General features: G+C 68.6%; 18 protein-coding genes. 6 read left to right on the forward strand and 12 right to left on the reverse strand.

Annotated features, from left to right (window positions below):
* Positions 1-51: 51 nt before the first annotated feature.
* The 5 genes from C1927_RS17450 to C1927_RS17470 all read right to left on the reverse strand — a co-directional run bounded on the left by C1927_RS17450 (position 52) and on the right by C1927_RS17470 (position 6,353).
* Positions 52-501, reverse strand: coding sequence for a transposase (locus C1927_RS17450; RefSeq protein WP_108747328.1), 450 nt, complete (start codon positions 499-501; stop codon positions 52-54).
* Positions 502-831: 330 nt separating this feature from the next.
* Complete coding sequence (locus tag C1927_RS17455; protein WP_079223201.1) at positions 832-2,163, reverse strand: O-antigen ligase family protein; 1,332 nt, start codon at positions 2,161-2,163, stop codon at positions 832-834.
* Positions 2,144-3,259: a glycosyltransferase gene (locus C1927_RS17460; protein WP_108747329.1), complete on the reverse strand. Its 1,116-nt coding sequence runs from the start codon at positions 3,257-3,259 to the stop codon at positions 2,144-2,146. The genes C1927_RS17455 and C1927_RS17460 overlap by 20 nt, the downstream gene beginning before the upstream one ends.
* Before the next feature lie 12 nt (positions 3,260-3,271).
* Complete coding sequence (locus tag C1927_RS17465) at positions 3,272-3,469, reverse strand: zinc-finger domain-containing protein (RefSeq protein ID WP_079223205.1); 198 nt, start codon at positions 3,467-3,469, stop codon at positions 3,272-3,274.
* Between the two features lie 142 nt (positions 3,470-3,611).
* The gene (locus C1927_RS17470) at positions 3,612-6,353 is read right to left on the reverse strand and encodes a TonB-dependent receptor (RefSeq protein WP_079223207.1); all 2,742 of its coding nucleotides are present in this window, start codon (positions 6,351-6,353) and stop codon (positions 3,612-3,614) included.
* A gap of 418 nt (positions 6,354-6,771) precedes the next feature.
* On the opposite strand from C1927_RS17470, the gene C1927_RS17475 reads away from it, so the two are divergent.
* Together C1927_RS17475 and C1927_RS17480 are read left to right on the forward strand one after the other, a co-directional pair.
* Positions 6,772-10,122: a GH92 family glycosyl hydrolase gene (locus C1927_RS17475; RefSeq protein ID WP_079223209.1), complete on the forward strand. Its 3,351-nt coding sequence runs from the start codon at positions 6,772-6,774 to the stop codon at positions 10,120-10,122.
* A 65-nt stretch (positions 10,123-10,187) separates the two neighbouring features.
* On the forward strand, positions 10,188-10,844 hold the full coding sequence (locus tag C1927_RS17480) for a basic secretory family protein (protein ID WP_237772108.1): 657 nt from the start codon (positions 10,188-10,190) through the stop codon (positions 10,842-10,844).
* 140 nt (positions 10,845-10,984) lie between these two features.
* On the opposite strand, the gene C1927_RS17485 is transcribed toward C1927_RS17480, so the two are convergent.
* Both C1927_RS17485 and C1927_RS17490 read right to left on the reverse strand, forming a co-directional pair.
* Positions 10,985-13,276: an NADP-dependent malic enzyme gene (locus tag C1927_RS17485; RefSeq protein WP_079223212.1), complete on the reverse strand. Its 2,292-nt coding sequence runs from the start codon at positions 13,274-13,276 to the stop codon at positions 10,985-10,987.
* Between the two features lie 228 nt (positions 13,277-13,504).
* Complete coding sequence (locus C1927_RS17490) at positions 13,505-14,848, reverse strand: dicarboxylate/amino acid:cation symporter (RefSeq protein ID WP_079223214.1); 1,344 nt, start codon at positions 14,846-14,848, stop codon at positions 13,505-13,507.
* 331 nt (positions 14,849-15,179) lie between these two features.
* Here C1927_RS17490 and C1927_RS17495 point away from each other — a divergent pair, with 331 nt between their 5' ends.
* The 3 genes from C1927_RS17495 (at position 15,180) to C1927_RS17505 (ending at position 19,992) form a co-directional block, all read left to right on the forward strand.
* Complete coding sequence (locus C1927_RS17495; RefSeq protein ID WP_079223216.1) at positions 15,180-16,346, forward strand: porin; 1,167 nt, start codon at positions 15,180-15,182, stop codon at positions 16,344-16,346.
* 68 nt (positions 16,347-16,414) lie between these two features.
* Positions 16,415-19,063: a PAS-domain containing protein gene (locus tag C1927_RS17500; protein ID WP_079223218.1), complete on the forward strand. Its 2,649-nt coding sequence runs from the start codon at positions 16,415-16,417 to the stop codon at positions 19,061-19,063.
* 92 nt (positions 19,064-19,155) lie between these two features.
* Positions 19,156-19,992: an ankyrin repeat domain-containing protein gene (locus C1927_RS17505; RefSeq protein ID WP_079223220.1), complete on the forward strand. Its 837-nt coding sequence runs from the start codon at positions 19,156-19,158 to the stop codon at positions 19,990-19,992.
* A gap of 37 nt (positions 19,993-20,029) precedes the next feature.
* Here C1927_RS17505 and C1927_RS17510 read toward each other — a convergent pair whose 3' ends face one another.
* The 5 genes from C1927_RS17510 to C1927_RS17530 are packed head-to-tail and all read right to left on the reverse strand — an operon-like array spanning position 20,030 to position 24,291.
* Positions 20,030-20,482: a DUF695 domain-containing protein gene (locus tag C1927_RS17510; RefSeq protein WP_079223222.1), complete on the reverse strand. Its 453-nt coding sequence runs from the start codon at positions 20,480-20,482 to the stop codon at positions 20,030-20,032.
* Between the two features lie 3 nt (positions 20,483-20,485).
* Positions 20,486-21,133, reverse strand: coding sequence for a response regulator transcription factor (locus tag C1927_RS17515; RefSeq protein ID WP_079223223.1), 648 nt, complete (start codon positions 21,131-21,133; stop codon positions 20,486-20,488).
* A 29-nt stretch (positions 21,134-21,162) separates the two neighbouring features.
* On the reverse strand, positions 21,163-22,218 hold the full coding sequence (locus C1927_RS17520) for an ABC transporter substrate-binding protein (RefSeq protein WP_108747330.1): 1,056 nt from the start codon (positions 22,216-22,218) through the stop codon (positions 21,163-21,165).
* Complete coding sequence (locus tag C1927_RS17525; protein ID WP_079223226.1) at positions 22,215-23,606, reverse strand: sensor histidine kinase; 1,392 nt, start codon at positions 23,604-23,606, stop codon at positions 22,215-22,217. Before C1927_RS17525 ends, C1927_RS17520 begins: the two co-directional genes overlap by 4 nt.
* Positions 23,599-24,291, reverse strand: coding sequence for a response regulator transcription factor (locus C1927_RS17530; RefSeq protein ID WP_108747331.1), 693 nt, complete (start codon positions 24,289-24,291; stop codon positions 23,599-23,601). The genes C1927_RS17525 and C1927_RS17530 overlap by 8 nt, the downstream gene beginning before the upstream one ends.
* Positions 24,292-24,598: 307 nt before the next feature.
* Between C1927_RS17530 and C1927_RS17535 the strand changes: the two genes are divergently transcribed.
* Positions 24,599-25,735: a porin gene (locus tag C1927_RS17535; protein WP_108747878.1), complete on the forward strand. Its 1,137-nt coding sequence runs from the start codon at positions 24,599-24,601 to the stop codon at positions 25,733-25,735.
* The last annotated feature ends 54 nt before the right edge of the window (positions 25,736-25,789 follow it).

Genomic DNA, 25,789 nt, shown 5'->3' on the forward strand with positions numbered 1-25,789 from the left:
GCCCAGTAGATCCACGCCATGCGTGGATGATGTCCAGCCGACGCCACCGTTTCACAACGGCCACCGGCACCACGCATAGGGGTACTCCCCCAACTCGCACGCCAACCCGGCACGCACCGGATTGGCCATGATGTACATCGCCTTCTCGTGCAATGACTCGTCGGTGCGTACCGCGTGGTCGTGGTACCCGTGCTGCCAGAGTGCGCCGCGCCGACCCAGCTGCTGGTTCAGCAGACGGCTGCTGCGGGATTTGAGCAGCGACATGCATTCGGCCAGGGTGCCCGTCTGCAGCTCCATCAACCAGTGCAGGTGGTCGGGCATCACCACCCAGGCAAGGCTGTGGCTCACACCGGCGCGTTCCACGAAGCGCAGGGCGTCGACCAGCACCGCGACGTTGTCTGCATCGGCGAAGAACGGTTCACGGCCAATGGTGGTCGTGGTCAATGAGTACACGATGCCGGTGCTGGAGTGGCGACCGTAGCGGAGTTTTGGGCTGGCCATGGCGCCAGCGTGCGGTATGCACGCGAGCGTCGGTATTGGGAGGTTGCCCGTATTGGTGTCGGGAAAGCTCCATCCACGCATGGCGTGGATCTACTGCAACGCCCGCGGAAGATCCACGCCACGCGCGGATAAATCCAGTAGATCCACGCCATGCGTGGATGCCCATCCGACAATCGCAGTAGATCCACGCCATGCGTGGATGCCCATCCGACAATCGCAGTAGATCCACGCCATGCGTGGATGCCCATCCGGCAATCGCGGTAGATCCACGCCATGCGTGGATGCCCATCCGGCAATCGCAGTAGATCCACGCCATGCGTGGATGCGCGATCACGCGGCCTTTGGTACGTCGTCCGGTTCGCGGGCCAGCAGGGTACCGACGAACAACGCGGCCAGCAGCACCGTCACCCCGCCCCAGAACGCGGAATAGAACGCCAGGTGCGTGTTGAGCGGGAATACGGTGGCGGCCAGCGCCAGCATCGCCGGGCGTGCGCGCTCGCGTGCCGCCGGCGGTGCGAAGCGCCAGGCACGCCAGGCCTGGGCGACGGCAGCCAGCCACAGCAGCAGGCCGAGCACGCCGGTTTCGGCGAGGATTTCCAGCACGATCTGGTGCGCGTGCAGCGCCGGTTCGGCACCCCATACCGCCGGCCCCTGCTCGTCCACGCACTGCGGGTAGGCATCGCGGAAGCCGCGTGCGCCGACGCCGTTGATGGGGTGACCGGCAATCATGCAGCCGGCCGCGCTCCAGATGCGGGCGCGCCCGGACAACGCCTGGTCGACGCCATCGGTGCCGCCATCCCAGGCCATCGCGGTACGCGTCACGCGCTCGCGCAGCTGCGGCACGCTGGCGGTCAGCGCCGCCGACGCCAGCAGGCCGGCCAGCGCCAGCAGGCCCAGCCGCTTCCAGCCGAGCTGGCGCACGCCGCTGTAGGCGACGATGACGGCGAAGGTGATCCAGGACGCGCGCGAACCCGCCAGCAGCAGCACGATGGCCAGCGCCGCGCCGGCCAGCAGCCAGCCCGGCGTACCGAAGCGGCGCGCGGCCGGCAGCAGCAGGAACGGCGAGAGGCTGGCCAGGACCTGGCCGAACTTGAGGTTGCACGGCCCCAGCGGACCGCTGAGGCGGTCGGCCAGCGCCATCTCCTCGGCCGGGCACAGCGCATGGCCGCTGACCGCCAGCTTGAGCTGCTGCAGCGACCAGAACCATGGGCTGGTGCCCGCCACCGCCTGTACCAGCGCATCCAGCGTCCACAGCGCGGTGATCAGCGCCAGGCCACCGAAGATCAGGCGCCGCCGCTGCGGCGTGGCCACGGCGATCGCCACCAGCCACATGAAAGGCAGGTAGCGCAGGCCGGCGGCGGCCTTGGTCCACGAGGCGGCGGGGTCGATCGCATCGAACGCCGAGAATGCCTGCGGCAGCCAGTAGCCGAGGAACAGGATCGAGGTCAGTGCCCATGCGGCGGGCGTCAGCAGGTGCGGCCGGCGCTGCAGGCGGCGCATGACCATGCGCACCGCGGCGTATACCGCGCCGAGGCCGAGCACGGTCTCGGCGATGCCCGGCAACGGCCACAGGGCCACATAGGCCAGCACCCACCACGGCGCCCAGCGCCCGGCGCGCGCGTCACCCGCGATGGGAGCGGCGTCAGCCTGCAAGGTCGGCATAGAGACGGAGGGTGTCGCGCTGCATGGCCTGCAGGGTAAACGGGATACGGCCCGGCAAGGACGGCGGCTGTGCCAGCAGGGCCAGCGCACGTTCACCCAGCGCCCGGGCATCGCCCAGCGGCACCGCGCCGGCCGGCTGCAGCTGCTGCAGCAGTTCGCCCACGCCGCCATGGTCCCAGCCCAGCACCGGGCGTCCGACCGACAGCGCCTCGACCACGGTACGGCCGAAGGCTTCGGGCTTGTCCGACAGCTGCAGCACCAGATCGCTGGCGGCGTAGGCCTGGGCGATCCGCGCGGTCGGGGGCGTGATCTGCACTGCCTCGGCCACGCCCAGCGCGGCCGCCTGGCGGCGCAGCTCGGCTACGTAGGCTTCGCGCCCGGGCTCATCGGTGCCCAGCATCCACAGCTGCGCCGGTACGCCGGCAGCGCGCACGCCGGCCAGCAGCTGCAGGGCATGCGCATGGCCTTTCAGGCGGGTGCCGCGGCCCGGCAGCAGCAGCAGCGGGCCGTCGACCTGGGCCAGCCAGGGGTACTCGGCAGCCAGCGCCAGCCGCGGCCGGCGGTCGGCACGGGCCACGCGCGGGAACTGGCTGGCATCGACGCCGCGCGGAATGACCTGCAGGGCCTGTTCCGGCACCGTCGGATAATGCTGGCGCACGTAGTCGCGCACTGTGCTGGACACGCAGATGACGCGCTCGCCGCTGGTCATGACCGCGCTGTAGCGGCTGGGCGAATTCAACCCATGCACGGTGGTCACCCAGTGCGGGCGCTGCGCGGCGGGCATCGCCCGGATCGCGTACAGGCCCAGCCACGCCGGCAGGCGCGAACGCGCATGCACGATGTCTGCGCCGACCTCGGCGAACAACCGCCGCAGGGTGGGCAGGTGGCGCAGGGTCAGCAGCGATTTGCGGCCGATATCAAGGGTGAGGTGCTCGGCCCCGCTGTCCAGCAGCGGCTGCACCAGGCGGCCACCGGCGGACACCACCAGCGCGCGATGGCCGGCGGCGGCCAGGGCCGCAGCGATTTCCAGGGTCGAGCGCTCGACGCCACCGGAGTGCAGCGCCGGCAGCAACTGCACCACGGTCAGTCGGCGCATCAACGGGCCTGCTTAGTCGGCCAGCACGAAGGTGGAACCGCAGTACGGGCACTGCGCTTCGCCATTGGGCTCGTCTTCGATCGGCAGGTACACGCGCGGATGCGAGTTCCACAGCGCCATTTCCGGGGTCGGGCAGCTCAGCGGCAGGTCGCTGCGGTGCACGGTGTAGCGCTTTTCGGCGTTGGCGGGCGCGGTGGCGGTATGGCTCATGGCGGGTGTCGATGAACGGATTGCGAGGCCTGCGATTCTAGCACCTTGGGGCGGCACCCCGGCCGCCCCCTGCCCTTTGCCCCCGCCGCAGGCGCCTGCCGGGGCCAGCCGCTGGCCGGCCCCGGGGTCCAGGCGCACCGGCTTACTGGAAGTCCAGCGACAGTTCCAGGAAAGCCGAACGGCCGAAGGCGTTGTAGATGCCCTGGTCGTAGTACGGCCAGTTGCCGTTGCTGCGGTCGATCGGCGGCATCTCGTCGGTCAGGTTGTTGACCGTCAGCAGCAGGCTGGCCAGATCGTTGATGCGGTAACCGACGGTGGCGTTCCAGGTGGTCCACGGGCCGATGTTGCGCTGCTCGCCGCGGCTGTCCCAGGAGGGCGCATTGCGTATGCCGAAGGCGCTGGCGGTGAACGGCCCGCGCTTCCAGTTCACCCCCAGCGTGGCGCGGTATTGCAGTTCGTTGGAATTGGCGCAGCACAACTGGTCGTAGACCGGGTCGCCTTCCTTGTCCTGGGTGGTGTGCTTGAGCGGCCGGTAGTAGCCGGCATTGACCGCGAAATCACCCACCGACTGCGTGTTCCAGCGATAGTCCAGCGCCGCCTGCACGCCGTTCTGGCGCTGGCTGGCGATGTTGATCGGATAGGAGAACACCTTGTCCACGCCGTTCGGATTGAGCGGATCGGTGGCCGGCTTGCGCTGCACCTGGCCCAGCACCTGCTGGCAGGTGGGCGACGTGATGTCGAACTGGGTCTGCCCGTTTTCCGAGACCCCCAGCCGGCAGTTGGCCTCGGTGTCGAGGATGCTGTCGGTACCGAGGATGCGCACTTCGTTCTCGATGACCACCGAGTTGTAGTCCACCGACATCGTCAGGGCGTTGTCCAGCGTCGACCACACCACGCCATAGGTGAAGGTGCGCGCGGTGATGTCCTTCAGGTCGCGGTTGCCGGTGCTGGAGGAGAGCACCGACAGGCCCGACTGGTCGCACTCGTCGAAATTGTCGGAGGTGTAGCCGGCCTGCCGGCATTGGTAGAGATCGGTGTTGGTGGTGTAGCCACTGCTTTCGCGCGAGAACAGGTAGAACATGTCCGGCGAGCGGAACGCGGTGGCGTAGCTGCCGCGCAGCAGCAGCGATTCGATCGGCCGGTACTCCAGGCCCAGCTTCCAGGTGGCCTTGCCGTTGCCACCGCCGCCCTGCAGGGCGTACTTGTCGTAGCGGCCGGACAGGTTGGCGCTGAACGTATCGAAGATCGGCACCTGCAGTTCTGCACCCAGCGCGTACAGGTCACGCTGGCCCTGCGCCGACGTCCCGGCGGTCTGCCCGCGGAACAGCACGCCCGCATTCGGATCGGCCGACTGGTTGAAGAACTTCTCGCGCTGGCCCTGCGCGATCAGCGCGAAGCCGACGTCGCCGGCCGGCAGGGTGAACAGCGAGCGATCGGTCAGCAGCGCCGTCACTGCCGTGCGCGAGGCGCTGGAAGCAGCACGGTTGAGGCCGCTGAAGCTGTCGTACTGGTCACGGGTGATCGGCTGGTACAGGCGCGACAGGTCCGGCGCGTAGACCTCGTAGCCATCCTGCATGCCCAGCATCGGCCCCAGGTAGTAATCGTCCACGCCGTTCCTGGCGAGGAAGTCCGTGGATTTGCGGGTGACATCGGTGCTGGAGCGGTTGACGTAGACGTCGTAGTCGAAGCCACCGAGCACGCCGCGCACGCCGGCGGTGACATTCAGCGAGCGCGTGTAGACACGCTGGTCCTTGGCATCCAGGCCGACTTCCTCCGGCGCATAGATGCGCTGCCACTGTTCGTACTGGCCACTGGTCTGGTTGTAGAAGGTCTTGTTCCAGAACGGGCTGCCACCGCTGTAGGTCGGCCGGCCGAAGCCGAACAGGACGTCCGCGTACAGCTCGGTATCCGGGCTGACGTGGTAGCGCAGGAAGGTGGTGGCGTTGACGTCCTGGCTGGAGTTGTACAGCGAGGCGGTGCCGACGTTGTCGGGGGTGCCGCAGTAATAGCCACCGCCGGAAATATCACGGTGCGCGTACACGGTGCTGCCACCGAACAGGTCCGACAGGGGCGCGCAGGTGGCTGCGCCCGGATCGATGTAGGCATTGGGCCCCATGCGCATGCGCAGGAAGCTGCGCGACGGATCCTGCGGGCCGGTCGGGTTGTCGTTGACGCTGTCGATGCGGCTGCGGTCGAAGGCGTAGATCGCCTTCTGGTTGGTGTATTCCAGCCCGTAGCTGATATCGAGGTTGCCGAAGGTCTGGCCGCTGCTGGCGCTGAAGCGCTGGCTGGAACCACCGCCCTGGCTGTAGCCGCCGACGCGGTAGCGCAGGTGGGTGCCTTCCACGCGGTCCTTCAGCACGATGTTGACCACGCCGGCAATGGCCGAGGAGCCGTACACCGACGACTGGCCACCGGTGAGCACGTCGATGCGCTCGACCATGCCCAGCGGGATGTTGGCGATGTCGGCGATGCTGGTGTTGCCGTTGTACGCCAGCGGGTAGCTGTTGATCGGCCGCCCGTTGATGAGGGTGAGGGTGTAGCTGGGATCCAGGCCGAACAGGCTGATGGTCTTGGCGCCCGGGGTGTAGAACCCGGTGCCCTGCGAATCCTGCACGGAACCATTCGACACCGGCAGCGAGCGCAGCGCGTCGAACACGGTGGTGAACCCCTGCGCCTGGATCTGCTCGGCGGTGATGGTGGTGACCGGCGAGGGGCCCTCCACCTGCGCGCGGGGGATGAGCGAGCCGGTGACCTTGACCGCATCCAGGTCGCGGGTGCGCGGCGGATCGGCGCCCTCCCCCTGCGGAGCGGACTGGGCCTGTACGGCAAGCGGCGACAACAGCAACGACGACATCAACAACGACAACAACCGGGGTTTCATCAAGCTCTCTCCAGAGGCGGATGACGGTCCAGCCGGTGGGGGGCGGACGGGAAGGTCGTGGATGGACGGCAGTGGCGGGTAACAGCAGGGCGGCAACAGCGCCGGCCCGGATCAGGACATGCGGGGCATTCCGGTACAGGGGGTGAGCTGCGCACTTTTAAATCGATCCAAGGTCACCTGTCAATAATTTGAAATGAAACGGTTTTGCCGGATTTGGATCGAACTAATTGCACTTGTCAGGGGGCAACGGGCTGAGGCAGGATCGGGACGATTCCGACCCTGACCCGATCGCATGGCCCGACCCCCACCGGACCGGCATCGCCCCTTTCCACTGCCCCCTGGGCGGCGGGCGCGATGCTGTCCGTGGTGCGTGCCGATGCGGGTTCTGCCTGCCGCCTGCCCTACCGGGAGACCCTGCATGACCCTGTCCGATCCGCGCCGCGCCCTGCTTCCGCTTGCCCTCGCCCTGGCCTGCGCCACCCCCGCCCTGCCCGCACTGGCGCAGGGCCTGCAGACCTCGTTCGAAGCGGGTGAGCCGGCACCGGACAAGGCCGGCGGCACCCTGCAGGTGCAAATCGGCAACGGCCCGGCCGAGCCCTATGCCGCCAAGCCCAACGTCGGCTACAGCGGCCTGCGCGCCCTGCACTACCAGGCCGCCGGTGGCAGCGCGCGGCGCGAGCTGTTCAGCACCGACCTGGCCATCGATGCCGATACCACCCTGTCCTGGCTGGTGCTGCCGGAGATCGTCGGCAAGGACACCGTGGCCTCCACCCATGTCTCGCTGGACCTGCGCCTGGACGATGGCAGCCGCGTTTCCGCCAGCAGCGCGCGCGACCAGCACGGCATCGCGCTGGGTGCACGCGCGCAGGGCGAATCGAAGACGCTGTACCCGCAGCAGTGGGCACGCAAGGCGGTGCGCCTGGGCGATGTGCCGGCGCTGCGCGGCCGCCGCGTGGTCGCCATCGAACTGGAGGTGGCCAGCGCCGACGGCGCGCCGGTGTCCGGCTGGATCGACGACGTGCGCCTGGATGCGCAGCCGCGCACCGTGCCGCAGCGGGTCTCGGACTGGGTGCTGACCACCCGCGGCACCCAGGCCAACGGCACCTTCTCGCGTGGCAACAACTTCCCGGCCACCGCGGTACCGCACGGCTTCAACTTCTGGACCCCGGTGACCGATGCCGGTGCACTGAACTGGCTGTACCGCTGGAACGAGCAGAACGATGCGAAGAACCGCCCGCAGCTGCAGGCATTGGCACTGAGCCACCAGCCCAGCCCGTGGATGGGTGACCGCCAGACCTTCCAGGTGATGCCGTCGGCCAGCAGCGGCGTACCCGAGGCCGACCGTGGCAAGCGCGCGCTGTCCTTCGACCGCAGCCATGAAAGCGCGCGGCCGTACCGCTACGACGTGCGCTTCGACAACGGCATCGCCGCATCCATCGCGCCGACCGACCATGCCGCCCTGTTCCACTTCGCCTTCCCCGAGGGCGGTGATGCCAACCTGCTGTTCGACAACGTCGATGCACGTGGCGGCCTGACCCTGGATGCAGCCACGCAGACCCTCAGCGGCTACACCGACACCCGCAGCGGGCTGTCCAATGGTGCGACCCGCATGTACGTGGTCGCCCGCTTCGACAAGCCGTGGCGCAGCAGCGGCCGCATCGACACCGGCCGCCCCACCGGCTACATCAAGTTCGACGCCGGCAGCGACCGCCAGGTGACCATGCGCATCGCCACCTCGCTGATCTCGGTCGAGCAGGCGCGGCACAACCTGGACCTGGAAATCGCCGCCGCCGACACGCTCGACAGCGTGGCCGGCCGCGCGCAGGACGCCTGGGACGCACGCCTGGCCCGCTTCGACATCGGCAATGCCAGCGACGATGCCAAGACCACGCTGTATTCCAGCCTCTACCGCCTGTACCTGTACCCCAATTCCGGCCACGAGAATGCGGGCACCGCCGCCGCGCCCGACTGGCGCTATGCCAGCCAGGCCAGCGCCGAGGACAACAACACCGACGGCAGCGCCACCCGCAGCTTCGCACCGGTGCGCGATGGCCAGGTGTACGTCAACAACGGCTTCTGGGACACCTTCCGCACCACGTGGCCGGCCTATGCGCTGTTCACCCCGGACGATGCCGGCAAGCTGGTGCAGGGCTTCATCGAGCAGTACCGCGCGGGCGGCTGGATCGCGCGCTGGTCCTCGCCGGGCTATGCGGACCTGATGGTCGGCACCAGCTCGGACGTGGCCTTCGCCGATGCCTGGCTGAAGGGCATCGGTGGCTTCGACCCGGCCGAGGCCTATGCCGCCGCGCTGAAGAACGCCACCGTGGTGCCGCCGGACCGCCACGTCGGCCGCAAGGGCATGGACCGTTCGACGTTCCGCGGCTACGCCAGCGCCGACGTGCATGAAGGCATGTCGTGGACGATGGAAGGCGCGTTGAACGACTTCGGCATCGCCAACATGGCCGAGGCCCTGGCCAAGCGCGCGACCAGCAAGGCCGCCCGCGAGCGCTACACCACCGAGGCCGAGTACTTCCGCTACCGCGCGGCCGGCTATTCGACCCTGTTCGACCCGGCCGCCGGTTTCTTCCAGGGCCGCAAGGCCGATGGCAGCTGGCGCCTGGATGCCAAGGCCTACGACCCGCGCGTGTGGGGCTACGACTACACCGAATCCAATGGCTGGACGTTCGCGTTTACCGCCGCGCACGACGGCGAAGGCCTGGCCGCGCTGTACGGCGGCCGCGACAAGCTGGCGGCAAAGCTGGACACCTTCTTCTCGACCCCGGAAACCGCCGACCCGGCGCTGGCAGGCTCCTACGGCGGCACCATCCACGAAATGACCGAGGCGCGTGATGTGCGCATGGGCATGTACGCGCACAGCAACCAGCCGGCGCACCACATCCCGTGGATGTACCTGTACGCCGGGCAGCCGTGGAAGACCCAGCAGCACGTGCGCGAGATCCTGTCTCGCCTCTATGTCGGCAGCGAGATCGGCCAAGGCTACCCGGGCGATGAAGACAACGGCGAGACCTCGGCCTGGTACGTGCTGGCCTCGCTGGGCCTGTACCCGCTGCGCATGGGCGCGCCGGAGTACGTGATCGGCTCGCCGGCGTTCGAGCACGCCCGGGTGGAACTGCAGGGCGGCGCGGTGCTGACCGTCAACGCGGCCAACAACTCGGCGCAGAACGTCTACGTGCAGTCGCTGAAGATCAACGGCAAGCCGTGGACGAAGACGTGGGTGCCGCACGAGGTGATCGCCAAGGGCGCGACGCTGGACTTCGTGATGGGCCCGCAGCCGTCGCGCTGGGGCAGCGGTGCCGACGATGTGCCGCGTTCGCTGACCGCGCCCGGCAAGCGCCCGCAGATGCTGCATGACCTGCTCGGCAACGGTGCCCGTGCGGCGCTGGCCGATGGCCGTGCCGTGCCGGCGCTGCTGGATGACGATGCGACCACGGCCGTGCCGCTGGGCGCCGGTGCCACCATTGCATTGACTGCGGTGGGCGATGGCGCGCCGACGATGTACACGCTGACCAGCGGCGACGGTGCGATCCGTGGCGGCAGCTGGACCCTGGAAGCGCGCAGCAATGGCGGCGCGTGGGTCGTACTGGACGAACGCAGCGGCGAGACCTTCGATTCGCCCCGCCAGACCCGTCCGTTCCGCATCGCCACGCCTGCCCGGCATGCCGAGTACCGCCTGCGCCTCGGCGCGCCGGGACGCCTGGCCCTGGCCGAGATCGAACTGCTCGCCCCCGCTTCCACCCTGGCCCGTTGAGGAAACCGATGACTGCGTTCCGACTGCTGCTGTCCGCCACCGCCCTGTCTGCCGCCCTCGCCAGCATGCCTGCGCATGCCCTGGAGACCACCGAGATGCGCCAGGGCGTGACCCTGCACTACACCGACGCCACCGACGCGCTGGATGCACCGATGCGCGCGCGCATCATCGAGACCTTCTTCTCGGCCTACCTGCGCGAGCGGGCGGATTTCCATCCGGCCGCGCCCAGCCGGGTCGGCATCGTCATCGACCCCGGCTACGACGGCGTGGCCTATGTGGGGGACAAGGAGAAGGCGGCCACCGTCACCATCAACCCCGGCTGGCTGGCCAAGCATCCGGCTGACCTGGACCTGGTGACGCACGAAGCAATGCACATCGTGCAGGGCTATCCCAGCTACGGCGACCAGCAGGTGCCGGGCTGGCTGGTGGAAGGCATCGCTGATTACGCGCGCGACCGCTACGGCATGGGCAATGCCGCCGCCGGCTGGGCGTTGCCGCAGAAGGTCGGCGCGGGCCAGACCGTGGAAAGCGGCTACCGGGTGACCGGCGCGTTCCTGAAGTGGGCCGAGGGCGGACATCCCGGCCTTGTGCTGGCGCTGGACAAGGCGCTGCGTGCCGGCCAGTACACACCGGCGCTGTGGCAGACGCACACCGGCAAGGCACTGCCTGCGCTGTGGAGCGCGTACGCCGGGCCGCGAATGGATGCGCCGACGGCCCGGTAGAGCCGGCCGCTGGCCGGCTGCTGCGGATCATTTGAACGGCGCGGAATGCCGGCCAGCGGCCGGCACTACCCTTTCCGCCGGGTGGAAACAGAAACGCGCCCCGTAGGGCGCGTTTCTGCTGCGGTCGCGGGAACGAGGGCTTACGCCTTCTTTTCCGCTTCCAGCTGCTTGCGGATCTGTGCATCGACGGCGGCGATCGCGGTCATGTTCAGCACGCGGCGCGAGGTCGCGCTGGTGGTGAGAATATGCACCGGCTTGTTCACGCCCATCAGGATCGGGCCAATCGCCACGCCGTCGGTGAACACGCGCACCAGGTTGTAGGCGATGTTGGCCGCTTCCAGGTTCGGCAGCACGAACAGGTTGGCACGGCCCTGCAGGGTCGAGCCCGGCAGCAGCTTCTGGCGCAGGGCTTCATCCCATGCGGTGTCGCCCTGCATTTCGCCGTCCACGTTCAGGCGCGGGTTGCGCTTGAGCAACATCTCGCGCACCTGGCGCATCTTCAGCGCGTCCTTCGAATCGTGGCTGCCGAAGTTGGAGTGCGACAGCAGCGCCACCTTCGGCTCGATGCCGAACAGCTTCATGCGGTAGGCGGCCTGCAGGGTCGCCTCGCACAGCTGCTCGGCGGTCGGGTCTTCCTGCACGTGGGTGTCCACGAAGAAGAACACGCCCTGCTGGTTGATCACGCCGGTCATGGCCGAAGTCGAGGTGACCTTCGACTCCAGCGGCAGCACGCTGCGCACGTAGCCCAGCTTCTTGTGGAAGCGGCCGACGATGCCGGTCAGCATCGCATCGGCTTCGCCACGGGCCACCATCACGGCGGCGATCAGGGTCGGGCGCGAACGCATCAGGTTCTTCGCCGCGGCCACGGTCACGCCGCGGCGGCCGGTCAGGCCGTGGTAGTACTGCCAGTATTCGTTGAAGCGCGGGTCGTCATTGATGTTGGTGACTTCAATGTTCTCGCCGACCTTCAGGCGCAGGCCGAGACGCTCGATGCGCGACTCGATGACGTCCGGGCGGCCGATCAGGATCGGGTGCGCCAGGCCTTCGTCGACCACGTTCTGCACTGCCTGCAGCACCACTTCTTCTTCGCCCTCGGCGTAGACCACGCGCTGCTTGTCGTTGCGCGCGCGGTCGTAGACCGGCTTCATCATCAGGCTGGTGCGGTAGACGAACTGGGCCAGCTTGTCGCGGTAGGCGCCCATGTCGGCGATCGGACGGGCGGCCACGCCCGAATCCATCGCGGCCTGGGCCACGGCGGCCGACAGCTCCACCAGCAGGCGGCGGTCGAACGGACGCGGGATCAGGTATTCACGGCCGAAGCTCGGGGTGTCACCGCCATAGGCCGAGCCCATGTCGGTGGCCGCACGGCGGGCCAGCGCGGCGATGGCGCGCACGCAGGCGATCTTCATTTCCTCGTTGATCGCGGTGGCGCCGACGTCCAGCGCGCCGCGGAACAGGTACGGGAAGCACAGCACGTTGTTGACCTGGTTCGGGTAATCCGAACGGCCGGTGCCGATGATCGCGTCCGGACGGGCGGCGCGCGCCAGTTCCGGCATGATTTCCGGGGTCGGGTTGGCCAGGGCGAAGATCACCGGATCCGGTGCCATCGTCTTGACCATCTCGGCGGTCAGGATGCCCGGGGCCGACAGGCCCAGGAAGATGTCCGCGCCGTCGACGATCTCGGCCAGGGTGCGCTTGTCGGTGTCGCGCGCATAGCGCTGCTTTTCCGGGTCAAGGTCGGTACGGCCGGTGTGGATGACACCCTCGCGGTCGAAGGCCAGGATGTTCTCCGGCTTCAGGCCCAGCTGCACCAGCATGTTCACGCAGGAAATGCCGGCGGCGCCCATGCCCGTGGTCGCCAGCTTCACTTCCTCGATCTTCTTGCCGGTGATGGCCATGGCGTTGAGCACCGCTGCGCCGACGATGATCGCCGTGCCGTGCTGGTCGTCATGGAACACCGGGATCTTCATGCGCTCGCGCAGCTTGCGCTCGACCACGAAGCATTCCGGGGCCTTGATGTCTTCCAGGTTGATGCCGCCGAAGGTCGGCTCCAGCGAGGCGATGATGTCGACCAGCTTGTCCGGGTCGGTCTCGTCCACTTCGATGTCGAACACATCGATGCCGGCGAACTTCTGGAACAGCACGCCCTTGCCTTCCATGACCGGCTTGCCGGCGAGCGCGCCGATGTTGCCCAGGCCCAGCACCGCGGTGCCGTTGGAAATGACCGCCACCAGGTTGCCGCGCGCGGTCAGCTCGCTGGCCTGCTGCGGGTCCGCCTTGATCGCTTCACAGGCGTACGCAACGCCCGGCGAATACGCCAGCGACAGGTCGCGCTGGGTCAGCATGGGCTTGGTTGCAGAGACCTTGATCTTGCCCGGCGGGGACATCCGGTGGTAATCGAGGGCGGCCTGTTTGAAATCTTCGTTGGACATCGACTTGGATTAATGAATGGGCAAGGGGGACAGGGGATGATACCCCCGTTGGAGGGCCTGGACCTGTCGCTATCCTGTCGCAACCATGCTGCGACCGCACAATTCCGTGCCGTATGCGACGGGTCCGGGGACCAGCTTCGGCGTTGCCCATGACAGCCATGGGTCGCCTTGAAACGTTGCGGGGCCGCGCCACTCACGTGACCGGCCCCGCAGTACCACACACCTGTGTCAGCCCTTGGCGGGCAGTGCCTCCGGCACGGCATCGACCGGCGGCGGCAGCTCGCTCTCGCGGCCGTCCAGCGCCAGCTTCAGGCGGTCACGGTCCAGCGCGCCTTCCCAGCGCGAGACCACCACCGTGGCCACCGCATTGCCGATGAAGTTGGTCAGCGAGCGGCATTCGCTCATGAAGCGGTCCACGCCGAGGATCAGCGCCATGCCGGCCACCGGCACTTCCGGCACCACGGCCAGGGTGGCGGCCAGGGTGATGAAGCCGGCACCGGTGACACCGGCCGCGCCCTTGGAGCTGAGCATGGCGACCAGCAGCAGGGCGATCTGGTGGCCCAGGGTCAGTTCGGTGTTGGTGGCCTGGGCGATGAACAGCGCCGCCAGGGTCATGTAGATGTTGGTGCCGTCCAGGTTGAACGAGTAGCCGGTGGGGACCACCAGGCCGACCACCGACTTGCTGCAGCCGGCGCGTTCCATCTTCTCCATCAGCGACGGCAGCGCCGATTCGGAGGACGAGGTGCCCAGCACCAGCAGCAGTTCGGCCTTCAGGTAGCGGGCCAGCTTGAACACCGAGAACCCGCACAGGCGGCAGACCACGCCCAGGATGACGGCCACGAACAGGAAGGCGGTGAGGTAGAACGAACCCACCAGCCAGGCCAGGTTGATCAGCGAGCCCACGCCATACTTGCCGATGGTGAAGGCGATGGCACCGAAGGCACCGATCGGGGCGGCCTTCATCAGGATATGCACCAGCTTGAACACCGGGGCGACCAGCGCCTCCAGGAAGTTCACGATCGGCTTGCCCTTCTCACCCACCGAGGCCAGCGCGATGCCGAACAGCACGGCCACGAACAGCACCTGCAGGATGTTGCCATCGACGAAGGCGCTGATCAGCGTCTTCGGGATGACGTCCATCAGGAAGCCGACCAGGGTCAGGTCATGCGACTTCTCGACGTAGCTGTGGACCGCGGTCTGGTCCAGCTCGGCCGGGTTGATGTTCATGCCCGCGCCGGGCTGCACGACGTGCGCCACGATCATGCCCACGATCAGGGCCAGGGTGGAGAAGAACAGGAAGTACGCCATCGCCTTGGCGAAGACGCGGCCCACCGTGCGCAGGTGGGTCATGCCGGAGATGCCGGTGACGATGGTCAGGAAGATCACCGGCGCGATGATCATCTTCACCAGGTTGATGAAGGCATCGCCCAGCGGCTTCATCTTCTCGCCGATCAACGGCTCGTAATGGCCGAGGACGGCGCCCAGGATGATCGCCACGATCACCTGGAAGTACAGCTGGCGGTAAAGCGGCAGCGGCTTGCTGGGCAGCGCCGGGGTGGTCGGGATGTGCATGGCGGACTCCGGAAGGGGAGAGTTCTGTCGCGAACGGCCCCTGATGGCACAGGGACCGCCTCCGTGGATCTGGCCGCAGGCCCGGCACGGCGTGTGCGGAGGTGCGACCAATGGACGCCTTTGTACGCGCCGGGCACGCCAGCGCAGATAACCTATTGGTACTAGCCCCCCGGTTCAGGTGGCGCGGGTGCCTACACTGGCGCCGTACCGCCTGTCCCGGGCACGGCCGCCGGCCCGACCTGAACGATCGGGCGCCCCCCTGCGAAAGTTCCGGCCATTGCGGCCGTTGTTGTCCTGTCCACACGCATCCGAGAGAGAGAGCCGCACCACCATGCGCCCGATTCCGACCCTGCTGGCCCTGTCGCTGGCCACCCTGCCCGCCTTCGCTTCCGCCGCCGATTTCGACAACTGGCCGACCAAGTACGCCTTCAGCGACGGTACCGAGCTGGCTGCCACCGCCAACATCGCCTACGACTACAACGACTTTTCCTCGGCCAGCGGCATCGAAGACGATGACGCGGTGCGTCGCAAGGAATTCGGCGCGACCCTGAAGAAGAAGGGCGTGTACGACGCGATGGTCTATTACGATTTCCAGGCCGACACCTGGCTGGACGTGTTCGTGCGTTTCGAGAGCAAGGCCTTCTTCGGCCGTGACGTCGGCCGTTTCCGCTTCGGCTACATGAAGACCCCGGTCGGCCTGGACGCCAACACCTCCTCGCGCGCCGGCAGCTTCCTGGAGACCGCGCTGCCCGTGCAGGCCTTCTACGCAGGCCGCCGCACCGGCGTGGAATGGGTGCTGGAACGCCCGCAGTACCTGCTGCAGGCTGGCGCTTACGGCGGCAAGGACCTGCAGGGTGACAACCCGGGCACCACCCAGGCCGTGCGCGCGGTCTGGACCCCGGTGAAGGCACCGGGCGATGTGGTCCACCTGGGCCTGGCCTATTCGCAGGAAAACCCGCGCGGCTACAGCGACGGCCGCGACGTGCACCACGAAGCCAGCGCCCGCCTGCGCGCGCGCCCGGAAGCCGGCCTGACCGACATCCGCCTGGTCGACTCCGGCGCCCTGGTCACCGCCGACCAGATCCGCCGCACCGGCCTGGAAGGCATCTGGATCCGCGGCCCGTTCTCGCTGCAGGCCGAAGCCCTGCAGGCGACGGTGACCCGCAAGGGCCTGCCCGACTACACCGGCAATGGCGAGTACGCCATGGCCAGCTGGGTGCTGACCGGCGAATCGCGCCCGTACAACGCCGGCGCGGTGGCCAACATCAAGCCGGCCCACAGCTACGGCGCGGTCGAGCTGCTGGCCCGCTACAGCCGCCTGGATCTGGACGATGGCAGCATCCTCGGCGGCCGCCAGCACGACCTGACCGTGGGCGCCAACTGGTACCTGACCAGCCACTTCAAGTTCCAGGCGAACTACGTGAAGGTCGATGCCAGCCGCCGTGGCGTGCACAGCACCCCGGAAATCTTCGAACTGCGCGCGCAGATGCACTTCTGATCCCTTCCACGGTCCAGAAACCGGCGGGCGTGCATGCCACGCCCGCCGGCCCTGCGTAGACTGCCGCCATGTACTGGCTCAGCCGCCACCGGATGCTGTTGCTGACCATCGCGGTGATGGTCGGTGGCACCGTGCTGTGCGCGATCGCCGCTGGCCACTTCGCCTGGCGGCGGGCACTGGCCGCTGAAAGCAACCAGGTGCAGCGCCAGCTGCAGCTGTACGGCCAGGGCCTGCAGCAGCGCATCGACCGCTTCGGCACCCTGCCGCAGGTGATGGCGCTGGACCCGGACCTGCTGCAGGCGCTGCGCGCGCCGTTGACACCGGCCGCAACGCAGCGCCTGAACCTCAAGCTGCAGCGCGCCAACCAGGTCACCCGCACCTCGACCCTCACCCTGGTCGGCCGCAATGGCGTGGCCGTGGCGGCCAGCAATTTCGACCAGCCCTCGACCAACGTCGGCGAGGACTACGCCTATCGCCCCTACTACCAGCAGGCACTGGCGCACGGCCGGGGCCGCTTCTACGGCATCGGCATGACCACCGGCGTGCCGGGCTACTTCATGTCCGAGGCGATCGTCGATGGCGATGGCCAGCGCATCGGCGTGATCGTCATCAAGATCGAGCTGTCCGCGCTGGAACAGGAATGGCTGGGCAGCCCCGACGTAGTACTGGCCAGCGACAACCACGATGTGGTGTTCCTGGCCAACCGCGATGAGTGGCGCTACCGCCTGCTGCGCCCGCTGGGCGCGGACGAGCGCCGCGAGATGCTCGACGCCCGCCAGTACGCCGACCGTTCGCTGCAGCCGCTGCGCGTGCGCACCGAGGACGTGCTGGCCGATGGCGGGCGCATGGTCCGCCTGCTCGACCCGGCCCTGCCGCAGGCGATGCTCTGGCAGACACTGCCGTTGCCCGACGAGGACTGGAGCCTGCACCTGCTGCACGACGCCAGCGGTGCGGCCAGCGCGGGCCGCGCCGCCGCGATGGCCGGTGCCGCCGTCTGGCTGGCGCTGGGCTTCCTGGTGTTGTTCGTGCAGCAGCGCCGGCGCCTGTCGCGGCACCGCCAGCGCAGCCGCAGCGAGCTGGAAACCCTGCTCAAGCAGCACGCGCAGGAACTGCGCACCGCCCAGGATGGCCTGCTGCAGGCCGCCACCGATGCCGACAGTGGCCTCAGCCGCAGCCTGGAACACCTGCCGCAGGGCGTGGTCATCATCGACCGCGAACTGCGCCTGGTGGCATGGAATTCGCGCTACATCGAGCTGTTCCGCTTCCCGCAGGGGCTGGTCCGCGTGGGCCGGCCCATCGAGGAGCTGTTCCGCTTCAACGCCCGCCGCGGCCTGCTCGGCCCCGGTCCCATCGACGATGCCATCGAGCGCCGCCTGAACCACCTGCGCAGCGGCCGCCCGCACATGCGCGAAAGCGAGAAGGACGACGGCACGGTGCTGGAAATCCGCGGCAACCCCCTGCCCGACGGCGGCTTCGTCACCAGCTACGCGGACATCACCAGCTACAAGAACGCCGCGCGCGAACTGCGCTCGCTGGCCGATGCGCTGGAACACCGCGTGGCCGAGCGCACCCACGACCTGGACGAAGCACGCCGCGAAGCCGTGCAGGCCAACCGCTACAAGACCCGCTTCGTCGCCTCGGCGGTACACGACCTGCTGCAGCCGCTCAATGCCGCCCGCATGTTCGTCTCCGTGCTGCGCGCCCGCCTGAGCGGTGAAGCACGCGAACTGAGCGAGCACGTCGATGCCGCACTGGCCGCGCAGGACGCCATCCTCAACAGCCTGCTGGACATCTCGCGGCTGGAATCAGGCTCGCTGCAGACCCGCGTGCGCACGTTCGCGCTGTCGCCGCTGCTGGAAACCCTGGCCCGCGAGTTCGGCATCGCCGCACAGAGCCGCGGCCTGCAGCTGCACTGGGTCGACACGCGCGCCGTGGTGGTCAGCGATGAAGCACTGCTGCGCCGCATCCTGCAGAACTTCCTGTCCAACGCATTGCGCTACACCCCGCGCGGGCGCGTGCTGATCGGCTGCCGCCGCGTGGGCGACCAGCTGCGCATCGAAGTGCACGATCAGGGCCCGGGTATTCCGGAAAGCCTGCAGGGCGAGATCTTCGAGGAATTCCGCCGCCTGAACGATGGCGTCGAACAGGAACGTGGCGCCGGCCTGGGCCTGGCCATCGTCGAACGCATCGGCCGCCTGCTGGGCCATCGCATCAGCCTGCGCTCCACCCTGGGCAAGGGCAGCGTGTTTGCAGTGAGCGTGGCGCTGGGCCATGCCGACGATGTGGCCGCGCCGGCACCGCCACCCGTGCTGGCGGCCGAACCGTCCGACGACAGCCCGCTGCGCCGGTGCCGGGTGTGGAGCATCGACGATGACCCGCGCGTGTGCGCGGCCACGCGTGCCCTGCTGGAGCGCTGGGGTTGCAACGTGGAGCTGGCCGATGGCCCGCAGGGCGCGCTGGAGATTGCCAGCGCACTGAACGTGCCGCAGTTGCTGCTGCTGGACGTGCGCATGGGCCAGTGGCACGGCCCGGATCTGTACGAAGCGTTGTGCACGCTGTGGCAGGCACGGCCGCCGGTGATCCTGGTGACTGCCGAGCGCGATGACGCGCTGAAGGCCCATGCGGCCGAGCAGGGCTGGGGCTTCCTGCCCAAGCCGGTGCGACCGCCGGCGCTGCGCGCGTTGATGACGCAGATGCTGTTGCGGCATCGCGGGTAACGGAATCTGACGTTGCTCGTTGTAGCGCCGAGCCCATGCTCGGCTGCAGTGCCTACAATCGACAGCCCTCCCTGTGCCCGGACGGTTGACGCATGCCAACACCCCCGAAGACGGAAACTCCCGCTGATCTGTTTGCCGCCGCGTGCGCTGCCGACGCCCAGACCACGGCGGCGTTTCTCGCTGCTGACGCAGATGTGCATGCAGTGGATGCCTTTGGATTCACCGCACTGGAAAGGGCCGCATCCAGCCTGGATCGCGCCCCCATGGAGAACGTCCTCGCAACGCTCCGCCTGCTGATCGATGCCGGCAGCCCGCTGGAGCACATCGACGCGGGCGGACGCACAGCGCTGTACCTTGCGGCGGAGTTCTCGCCTGACGGACCCGAGGCGGTGCAGCTGCTGGTGGACGCTGGAGCGCGGCCGGATGTATGCGACGCACATGGCAACCACATAGTGGAAAACGCCTGGTCACCGCGGGTGAAGGCCTTGCTGTCCGCGCTGACCGGCCGCGCCACTCCCGAGGTCATCGTGCGCAAGCTGGACCAAAAAATGTCCGCCACCGCGTGGAAGCTGGCGCGGACCAGGATCGATGCGGCGTTCGTAGCTCTGGAAGCCGCAGGCATCGTGACTGCCCACGCGCAGGGCGATACCCAGGACGACGGCCATGACGACACCCATGAGCGCTTTGTAGAGCGCGGCGGCACCGCTGCCGGCCTGAAGGGCTTCTGCTTCTATTCCGGCGATGACATGAAGCGCGCCAAGCGCACCAGCGATATTTCCATTGGCTTCTGGGGCCCGCCCGACAGCGCTGCCATGGAGCGGATCGGCCAGGCCATCGTCGATGCCTTCGCCAGCGTGGGCCTGCCTGCCGAGTGGGACGGCACCGAACGCATGCGCCCCAGCATCGATCTGCGGTCCCTCAGTGCGTGACAGGAATCAGCCGAGCATGGGCTCGGCGCTACACGGGTCAGTTGACCCGGGGATCCTGCAGCGGCAGGTCAAGCTCGGGCTGGGCCAGCGTCCAGTCGCGGTCGTATTCCATCTGGAACTCCCATTCCCGCAGCTGCACGGGTGCAGCGAGCAGCTGCTGCAGGCGGTCATTCGCCTGTTCGGGATCATCTACCCGATACAGCAGCACGCGTTCGCCACGGGCGGTGATGCGCGCGAGGAAAACGGCATTGCCGTCCGCGCCAATACTTGATTCGAAGTGGCCTTCCAGCCGCGTGACCACCTCCAGTTCCTCCGCGGTGGGCATGCCGTTGTCACCCAACCCGCTGCAGGCGATGCCGATCCGCAGGTGCCAGGGAAATGCGTCGCGACCTGCAAAGTTCCGCAGCGCCGTGTTGACCACCACCACCGCCGGATCGTCGCCGAAGGCCGTGTCGACAAGGGCGTAGAACGGTGCCGGGATGACCCGCATCGGTCAGATTCCGCCTGCGTCGCCTTCCGGCTCCAGTGCCTTCACCAGCACTGCGGCCTGGGTGCGGCTGTGGCACTCGAGCTTCTTCAGGATGGCGGTCACGTGCACCTTCACCGTGTTCTCGGCCAGGCCCAGTTCGTAGGCGATCTGCTTGTTGAGCAGGCCATCGGCCAGGCACAGCAGCACGCGGAACTGCTGCGGGGTGAGCTGGGCCAACCGCGCGGCCAGCAGCGCATCGGACTCGCTGCGCTCCGGTGCCATCGCCGGGAACCACAAGCTGCCGTCGAGCACGGCCTGTACCGCCTGGCCGATGGTTTCGGCCGGGGCGGACTTGGGGATGAAGCCGGCCGCGCCGAACTGCTGGGCACGGCGGATCACCCGCGGGTGGTCGTTGGAGGAAAGGATCACCACCGGGATATCCGGATGCGAGCCACGCACGTGCAGCAGCGCGGAGAAACCGTGCGCGCCGGGCATGGTCAGGTCCAGCAGCACCAGGTCGACCTCGGGCTGGGCGTCGAGGGCTTCGGCCAAGGCATCGGCGCTGGCCACCTCGCGCACCTGCGCCAGCGGCAGGCTCTGCCGCAGCGACTGCACCACCGCCGAACGCAGCAGCGGGTGGTCATCGGCGATCAGGATGGTGTATTCGCTCATGGCGCCATTGTACGTGCAGGCCGGCGCCGTCAGCGCCCGGCCGGCTCCACGCTGCTGCGCCAGGCATCGAGGAACTGCCGGCGCTTCAGCGCGTCCAGGTACACCAGCAGCCCCGGGCCGAGCTGGATCGGGCGGCGGCTGCGGCCCGGTGCGTCGTCGCTGCGCGCGTTGCCGGTGACGATCGGCATCAGCCGCGCCTCGCGTGAAAGCACCTGCTGGCCACGCGGCGACAGCAGGTAATCGAGGAAACGCCGCGCTTCCTCCGGGTGCGGCCCGGTACGCGGAATCACCGCCGTGCGCAGCACCACCAGGGTGTAGTCCTCCGGCTCGATGATGGCCAGTGGCGCACCGCCATCGATGCGTGCCTGTGCGTACGAACCCAGCACGTTGTACACCAGCGACAGTTCGCCACTGGCGACCTTGTCCAGCAGCACGCCGGTGCGCTCCTCGCGCAGCACCGCGTTGTCGCCCAGCGCGCCCAGCAGCGCACCGGCGATGCTGCCGCGCTGCGCGTCCTGGGTAGCCAGCAGGTAACCCACGCTGCTGCGCTCGATATCGTAGGTGCCGACCCTGCCGCGCAGCGGCGTGCCCTCGGCGCGCAGCAGGTCCAGCAGCTGGCGGCGCGTATGCGGGGCCCGCGCGGCGGGAAGCCGGCGGGTGTTGTAGACCATTACCACCGGCTCGTAGCTGATGCCGAACGCCTCGCTGCGCCACTGCGCCCAGGCCGGCAGCGCGGCGGTCTGCGCCGAGCGGTGCGGCAGCGCGTGGCCGTCGTTCACCAGCTTGGTCTGCAGGTCCATGCCGCTGGAAATCAGCAGGTCCGGCGAGTCCGGTCCGGCCCGGTCGTGCAGGTAACGCGCGTACAGGTCCTGGGTGATGATGTCTTCGTACACCACTTCGGTGCCGGGGTGCAGGCGCTGGTAATCGGCGATGACCACGGCGAACACCTCGATATCGGTGCTGCCGTGGATGCGCAGCTGCGCGGTGGCCGGGCCCTGCGCGGCGAAGCGGCGCACATCGCCCGGTGCGGCCACGGCGGGCACGGCCAGCAGCAGGGCGAAGGCGGCGACGATCAGGCGGATCATGGGCTGCTCCGGGGCAGGCGGATGGTGGCGACCAGGCCGCCCTGCGGGCGGTTGCTCAGGTCGATGTGGCCGCCATGGCTGTCGACCACGCGCTTGACGATGGCCAGGCCCAGGCCGGCACCACCGGCGGGCGCGCCTTCGCCACGGGCGAAACGCTCGAACACGCGCCCGGCATCGGCCGCGGCAATGCCGGCGCCATGGTCGGCAATGGTCAGCACGGCCTGCCCGCCTTCCACGGTCAGCGCAATCTGCAGCGCGCCGTCGCCGCCGTACTTCAATGCGTTGTCGACCAGGTTCTTGATCGCCTCGCGCAGCAGCAGCGCATCACCATGCACCTGCACCGGCTCGGCGGTCATCGCCAGCTGCACGCGCGGCGCAGGCCCCGCCTGTGGCAATGCTTCATGCAGGGCCTGGTGCACGGTCTCGGCCAGGTCCACCGCAGCAAACCGCTGCAGGTTGGAACGGTGGATCACACTGGCATCGCTGAGCAGCTGGTTGAGCAGGCGGCTCATGTGGGTGGCATTGCGCTCGATGGCCTGCAGGCTGCGCCGCATGTCATCCGGGTCGTCATCGTCCAGTGCCAGCTGCGCCTGTGCACGCAGCGCGGCCAGCGGCGTGCGCATCTGGTGGGCGGCCTCGGCCATGAACGCGCGCAGCGTCTCGTTGCTGCTGGACAGGCGTTCCATGAAGCGGTTCAGTGCGGCCACCATCTGGTCCATCTCGCGCGGCACGCGCGCATCCAGCGGCTTCAGGTCGGACGGTTCGCGGCGCGACAACTCTCGTTCCACCCGCACCAGCGGCCGGAACGCGCGGTGCACGCCGAAGGCAACCAGAGCCAGCAGCAACAGCGACAGCACGCCGATGGCCAGCAGCGCGCGGTTGACCATGTCCTGCGCCAGCGCCTCGCGCGCACGGCGGGTCTGACCGACCTGCACCTGCACCTCACCCTGTGCGGAGGCTGCGGCGAAGCTGCGGCTGACCACCACGAAGCGCACGGTCTCGCCGCTGTAGCCTGCGTCGAACAGCTGCGGCTGCGTGCCGGGCCGGCGCGGTGGCGCGGGCAGATCGCCGTAGCCGGTGATGAGGTTGCCGCGGCTGTCGGCCACCCGGTAGAACACGCGGTCTTCCGGTGCCATCGCCAGCAGGTCCAGCGCGGCGTACGGCAGGTCCACCTGCCACTGGCCATCGACCAGCGCCACCGAATCAGCGATGGACAGGGCGGAGGACACCAGCAGATGGTCGTAGGAACGGTTGGCGGCGCGCTGGCCGTAGTCGCGCGCAGCAAACAGCAGGGCCACCGCGAATACCGCCAGCAATGTGCCGAGGTACAGCAGCAGGGTGCGCCGCAGCGATCCTGGCGCGGCCGCTGCGCTGCGTGCCTCAGCCATCGGCGTCACTGCTGCCGTCGCCGGCTTCTTCCAGCAGGTAGCCGACACCCCGCACGGTGGTGATGCGCAGCGGTGCACCGGCCAGTTTTTTTCTCAGCCGCCCCACATACAGCTCGATGGCGTTCGGCCCCGCCTCGTCATCGAAGCCGAACAGGCCATTGCCGATCTCGTCCTTGCCCACCACCTGGCCCAGGCGGCCGACCAGGATTTCCAGCAGGCGGTATTCGCGATTGGGCAGCTCGATCGGCTCGCCATCGACGCTGACGCGGTGCGCAGCGTTGTCGAACTGGAAGCCGCCCACCTGCACCACTTCGCTGGCCTGGCCGCGCGCACGGCGAAGCAGCACGCGGCAGCGCGCTTCGAATTCGCGGAAGTCGAAGGGCTTCCCGAGGTAATCGTCCGCACCGACATCCAGTGCCTGCACGCGGTCCTCGATGCCATCGCGCGCGGTCAGCATCAGCACCGGCGTGCTGTCGCCACGCTCGCGCATGCCGGCCAGCACGCGCAGGCCATCCAGCTTGGGCAGGCCGATATCCAGCACCACCAGGTCGAAGCTCTGGTAACGCAGCACGCTGGCGGCGGCCAGGCCGTCGGCCTGCCAGTCCACCGCGTGCCCGCTGCGGCGCATGCGGCGGATGATGGCATCGGCCAGATCCGGATTGTCTTCGACCAGCAGCAGGCGCATCGGCAGGCAATGGAGGAGATCGGGGGAAGCGAATGCTACCGCGTGCGGCGTGGCGGCGTGTGGCGGGCAATCCGCCGGGCATGGCCCGGCGCTACCGGGGCACCGTCGCGGCGGTAGCGCCGGGCCGTGCCCAGCGAGCGCGGCGGCCCGTTTTACGCTGCACCGCACAAACCGCTGACAGGACGATGACAGCTACGGCAACCCAGACTGCGGCCGCGCACCATCCGGTGCCCACGATTGCCGCGCGCCCGGCGCGCACCTGGGAGGGTTTGTGGAACTGAAGTTTGCCTGGCAGCGCCCCGCCGCCATGATGGCCCTGGCTGCGCTGGCCGCGCCGGCCTTTGCGGAAGACGACCGGCCGGTCACCGCCACCGTCGGCGGCCGCCTGCACCTGGATTTCGCCACGTTCGACAACGACGACCGCGGCACCCCGAACAAGGACGACACCGAGATCCGCCGCGCCTGGCTGGACGTGTCGGGCAAGTTCTTCGTGGTCGATTACAAGGCCGAGGCGGACTTTTCCGGTGACCGCGTCGAGGCCAAGGATGTCTACCTCAGCCGCAGCTTCGGCAAGGCCGGCAAGCTGACGGTGGGCCAGTTCAAGCAGTACTTCTCTCTGGATGACCGCACCAGCTCCAACTACGGCAGCTTCCTGGAGCGCGGCAACGCCGGCACCACGCTGGCGCCGCTGTACCGCTTGGGCGCGTCCTGGCAGGCCAACCCGGGTGATTTCACCTGGGCCGCCAGCCTCTACAGCCTGGAGAGCATCGATGCCTGGCAGGTGAAGGGTCGCGCCGCCGGTGGCCGCGTCACCTGGGCGCCCTCGCCCAGCGATGGCGACGTGCTGCACCTGGGCCTGTCGCTGGCGCATGAGGCCTACGACAACCCCGGCAGCAACGGCACCCCGGGCCTGAAGATCCGCCCGCGCCCGGCCGGCCACCTGTCCGACGAAAGCCGCCTGACCCTGGTCGACTTCTCTGCCGGCCGCGACACCGACGTCAACAAGTGGTCGCTGGAATACGCGCAGGTGCGCGGCCCGCTGTCCTGGCAGGGCGAATTCAGCGGTGCCACCTTCGACGACGGCGCCCAGCGCGGCGATGTGATGGCCGCCTACGGCATGCTCAGCTGGTTCGTCACCGGCGAAAGCAAGGCCTACGACCGCAAGACCGGCCGCTTCGCCCGGGTGAAGGACATCCGCCACAAGGCCGGTGCCTTCGAACTGGCGCTGCGCTACGACCAGATGTGGGGCGCCCAGCACCTCGACGGCGCGCCCGACCTGCGCCGCGGCAGCACCGCCGCCTGGACGCTGGGCGGCAACTGGTACCTGCGCGACAACCTGCGCTTCATGCTCGACCTGATCGAAAGCCGCAACCGTGACCGCCTGGCCGGGGTGACGCTGGACCGCACCCGCGCGGTCACCGGCCGCCTGCAGTTCGACTTCTGAGCCACGCACTCCCTCCCCCCCTCTTCAACCGCAGTACGCAAGGAGTCCGCAGAT

The organism is Stenotrophomonas sp. ZAC14D1_NAIMI4_1 (assembly GCF_003086775.1).
Taxonomy (GTDB): Bacteria; Pseudomonadota; Gammaproteobacteria; order Xanthomonadales; family Xanthomonadaceae; genus Stenotrophomonas.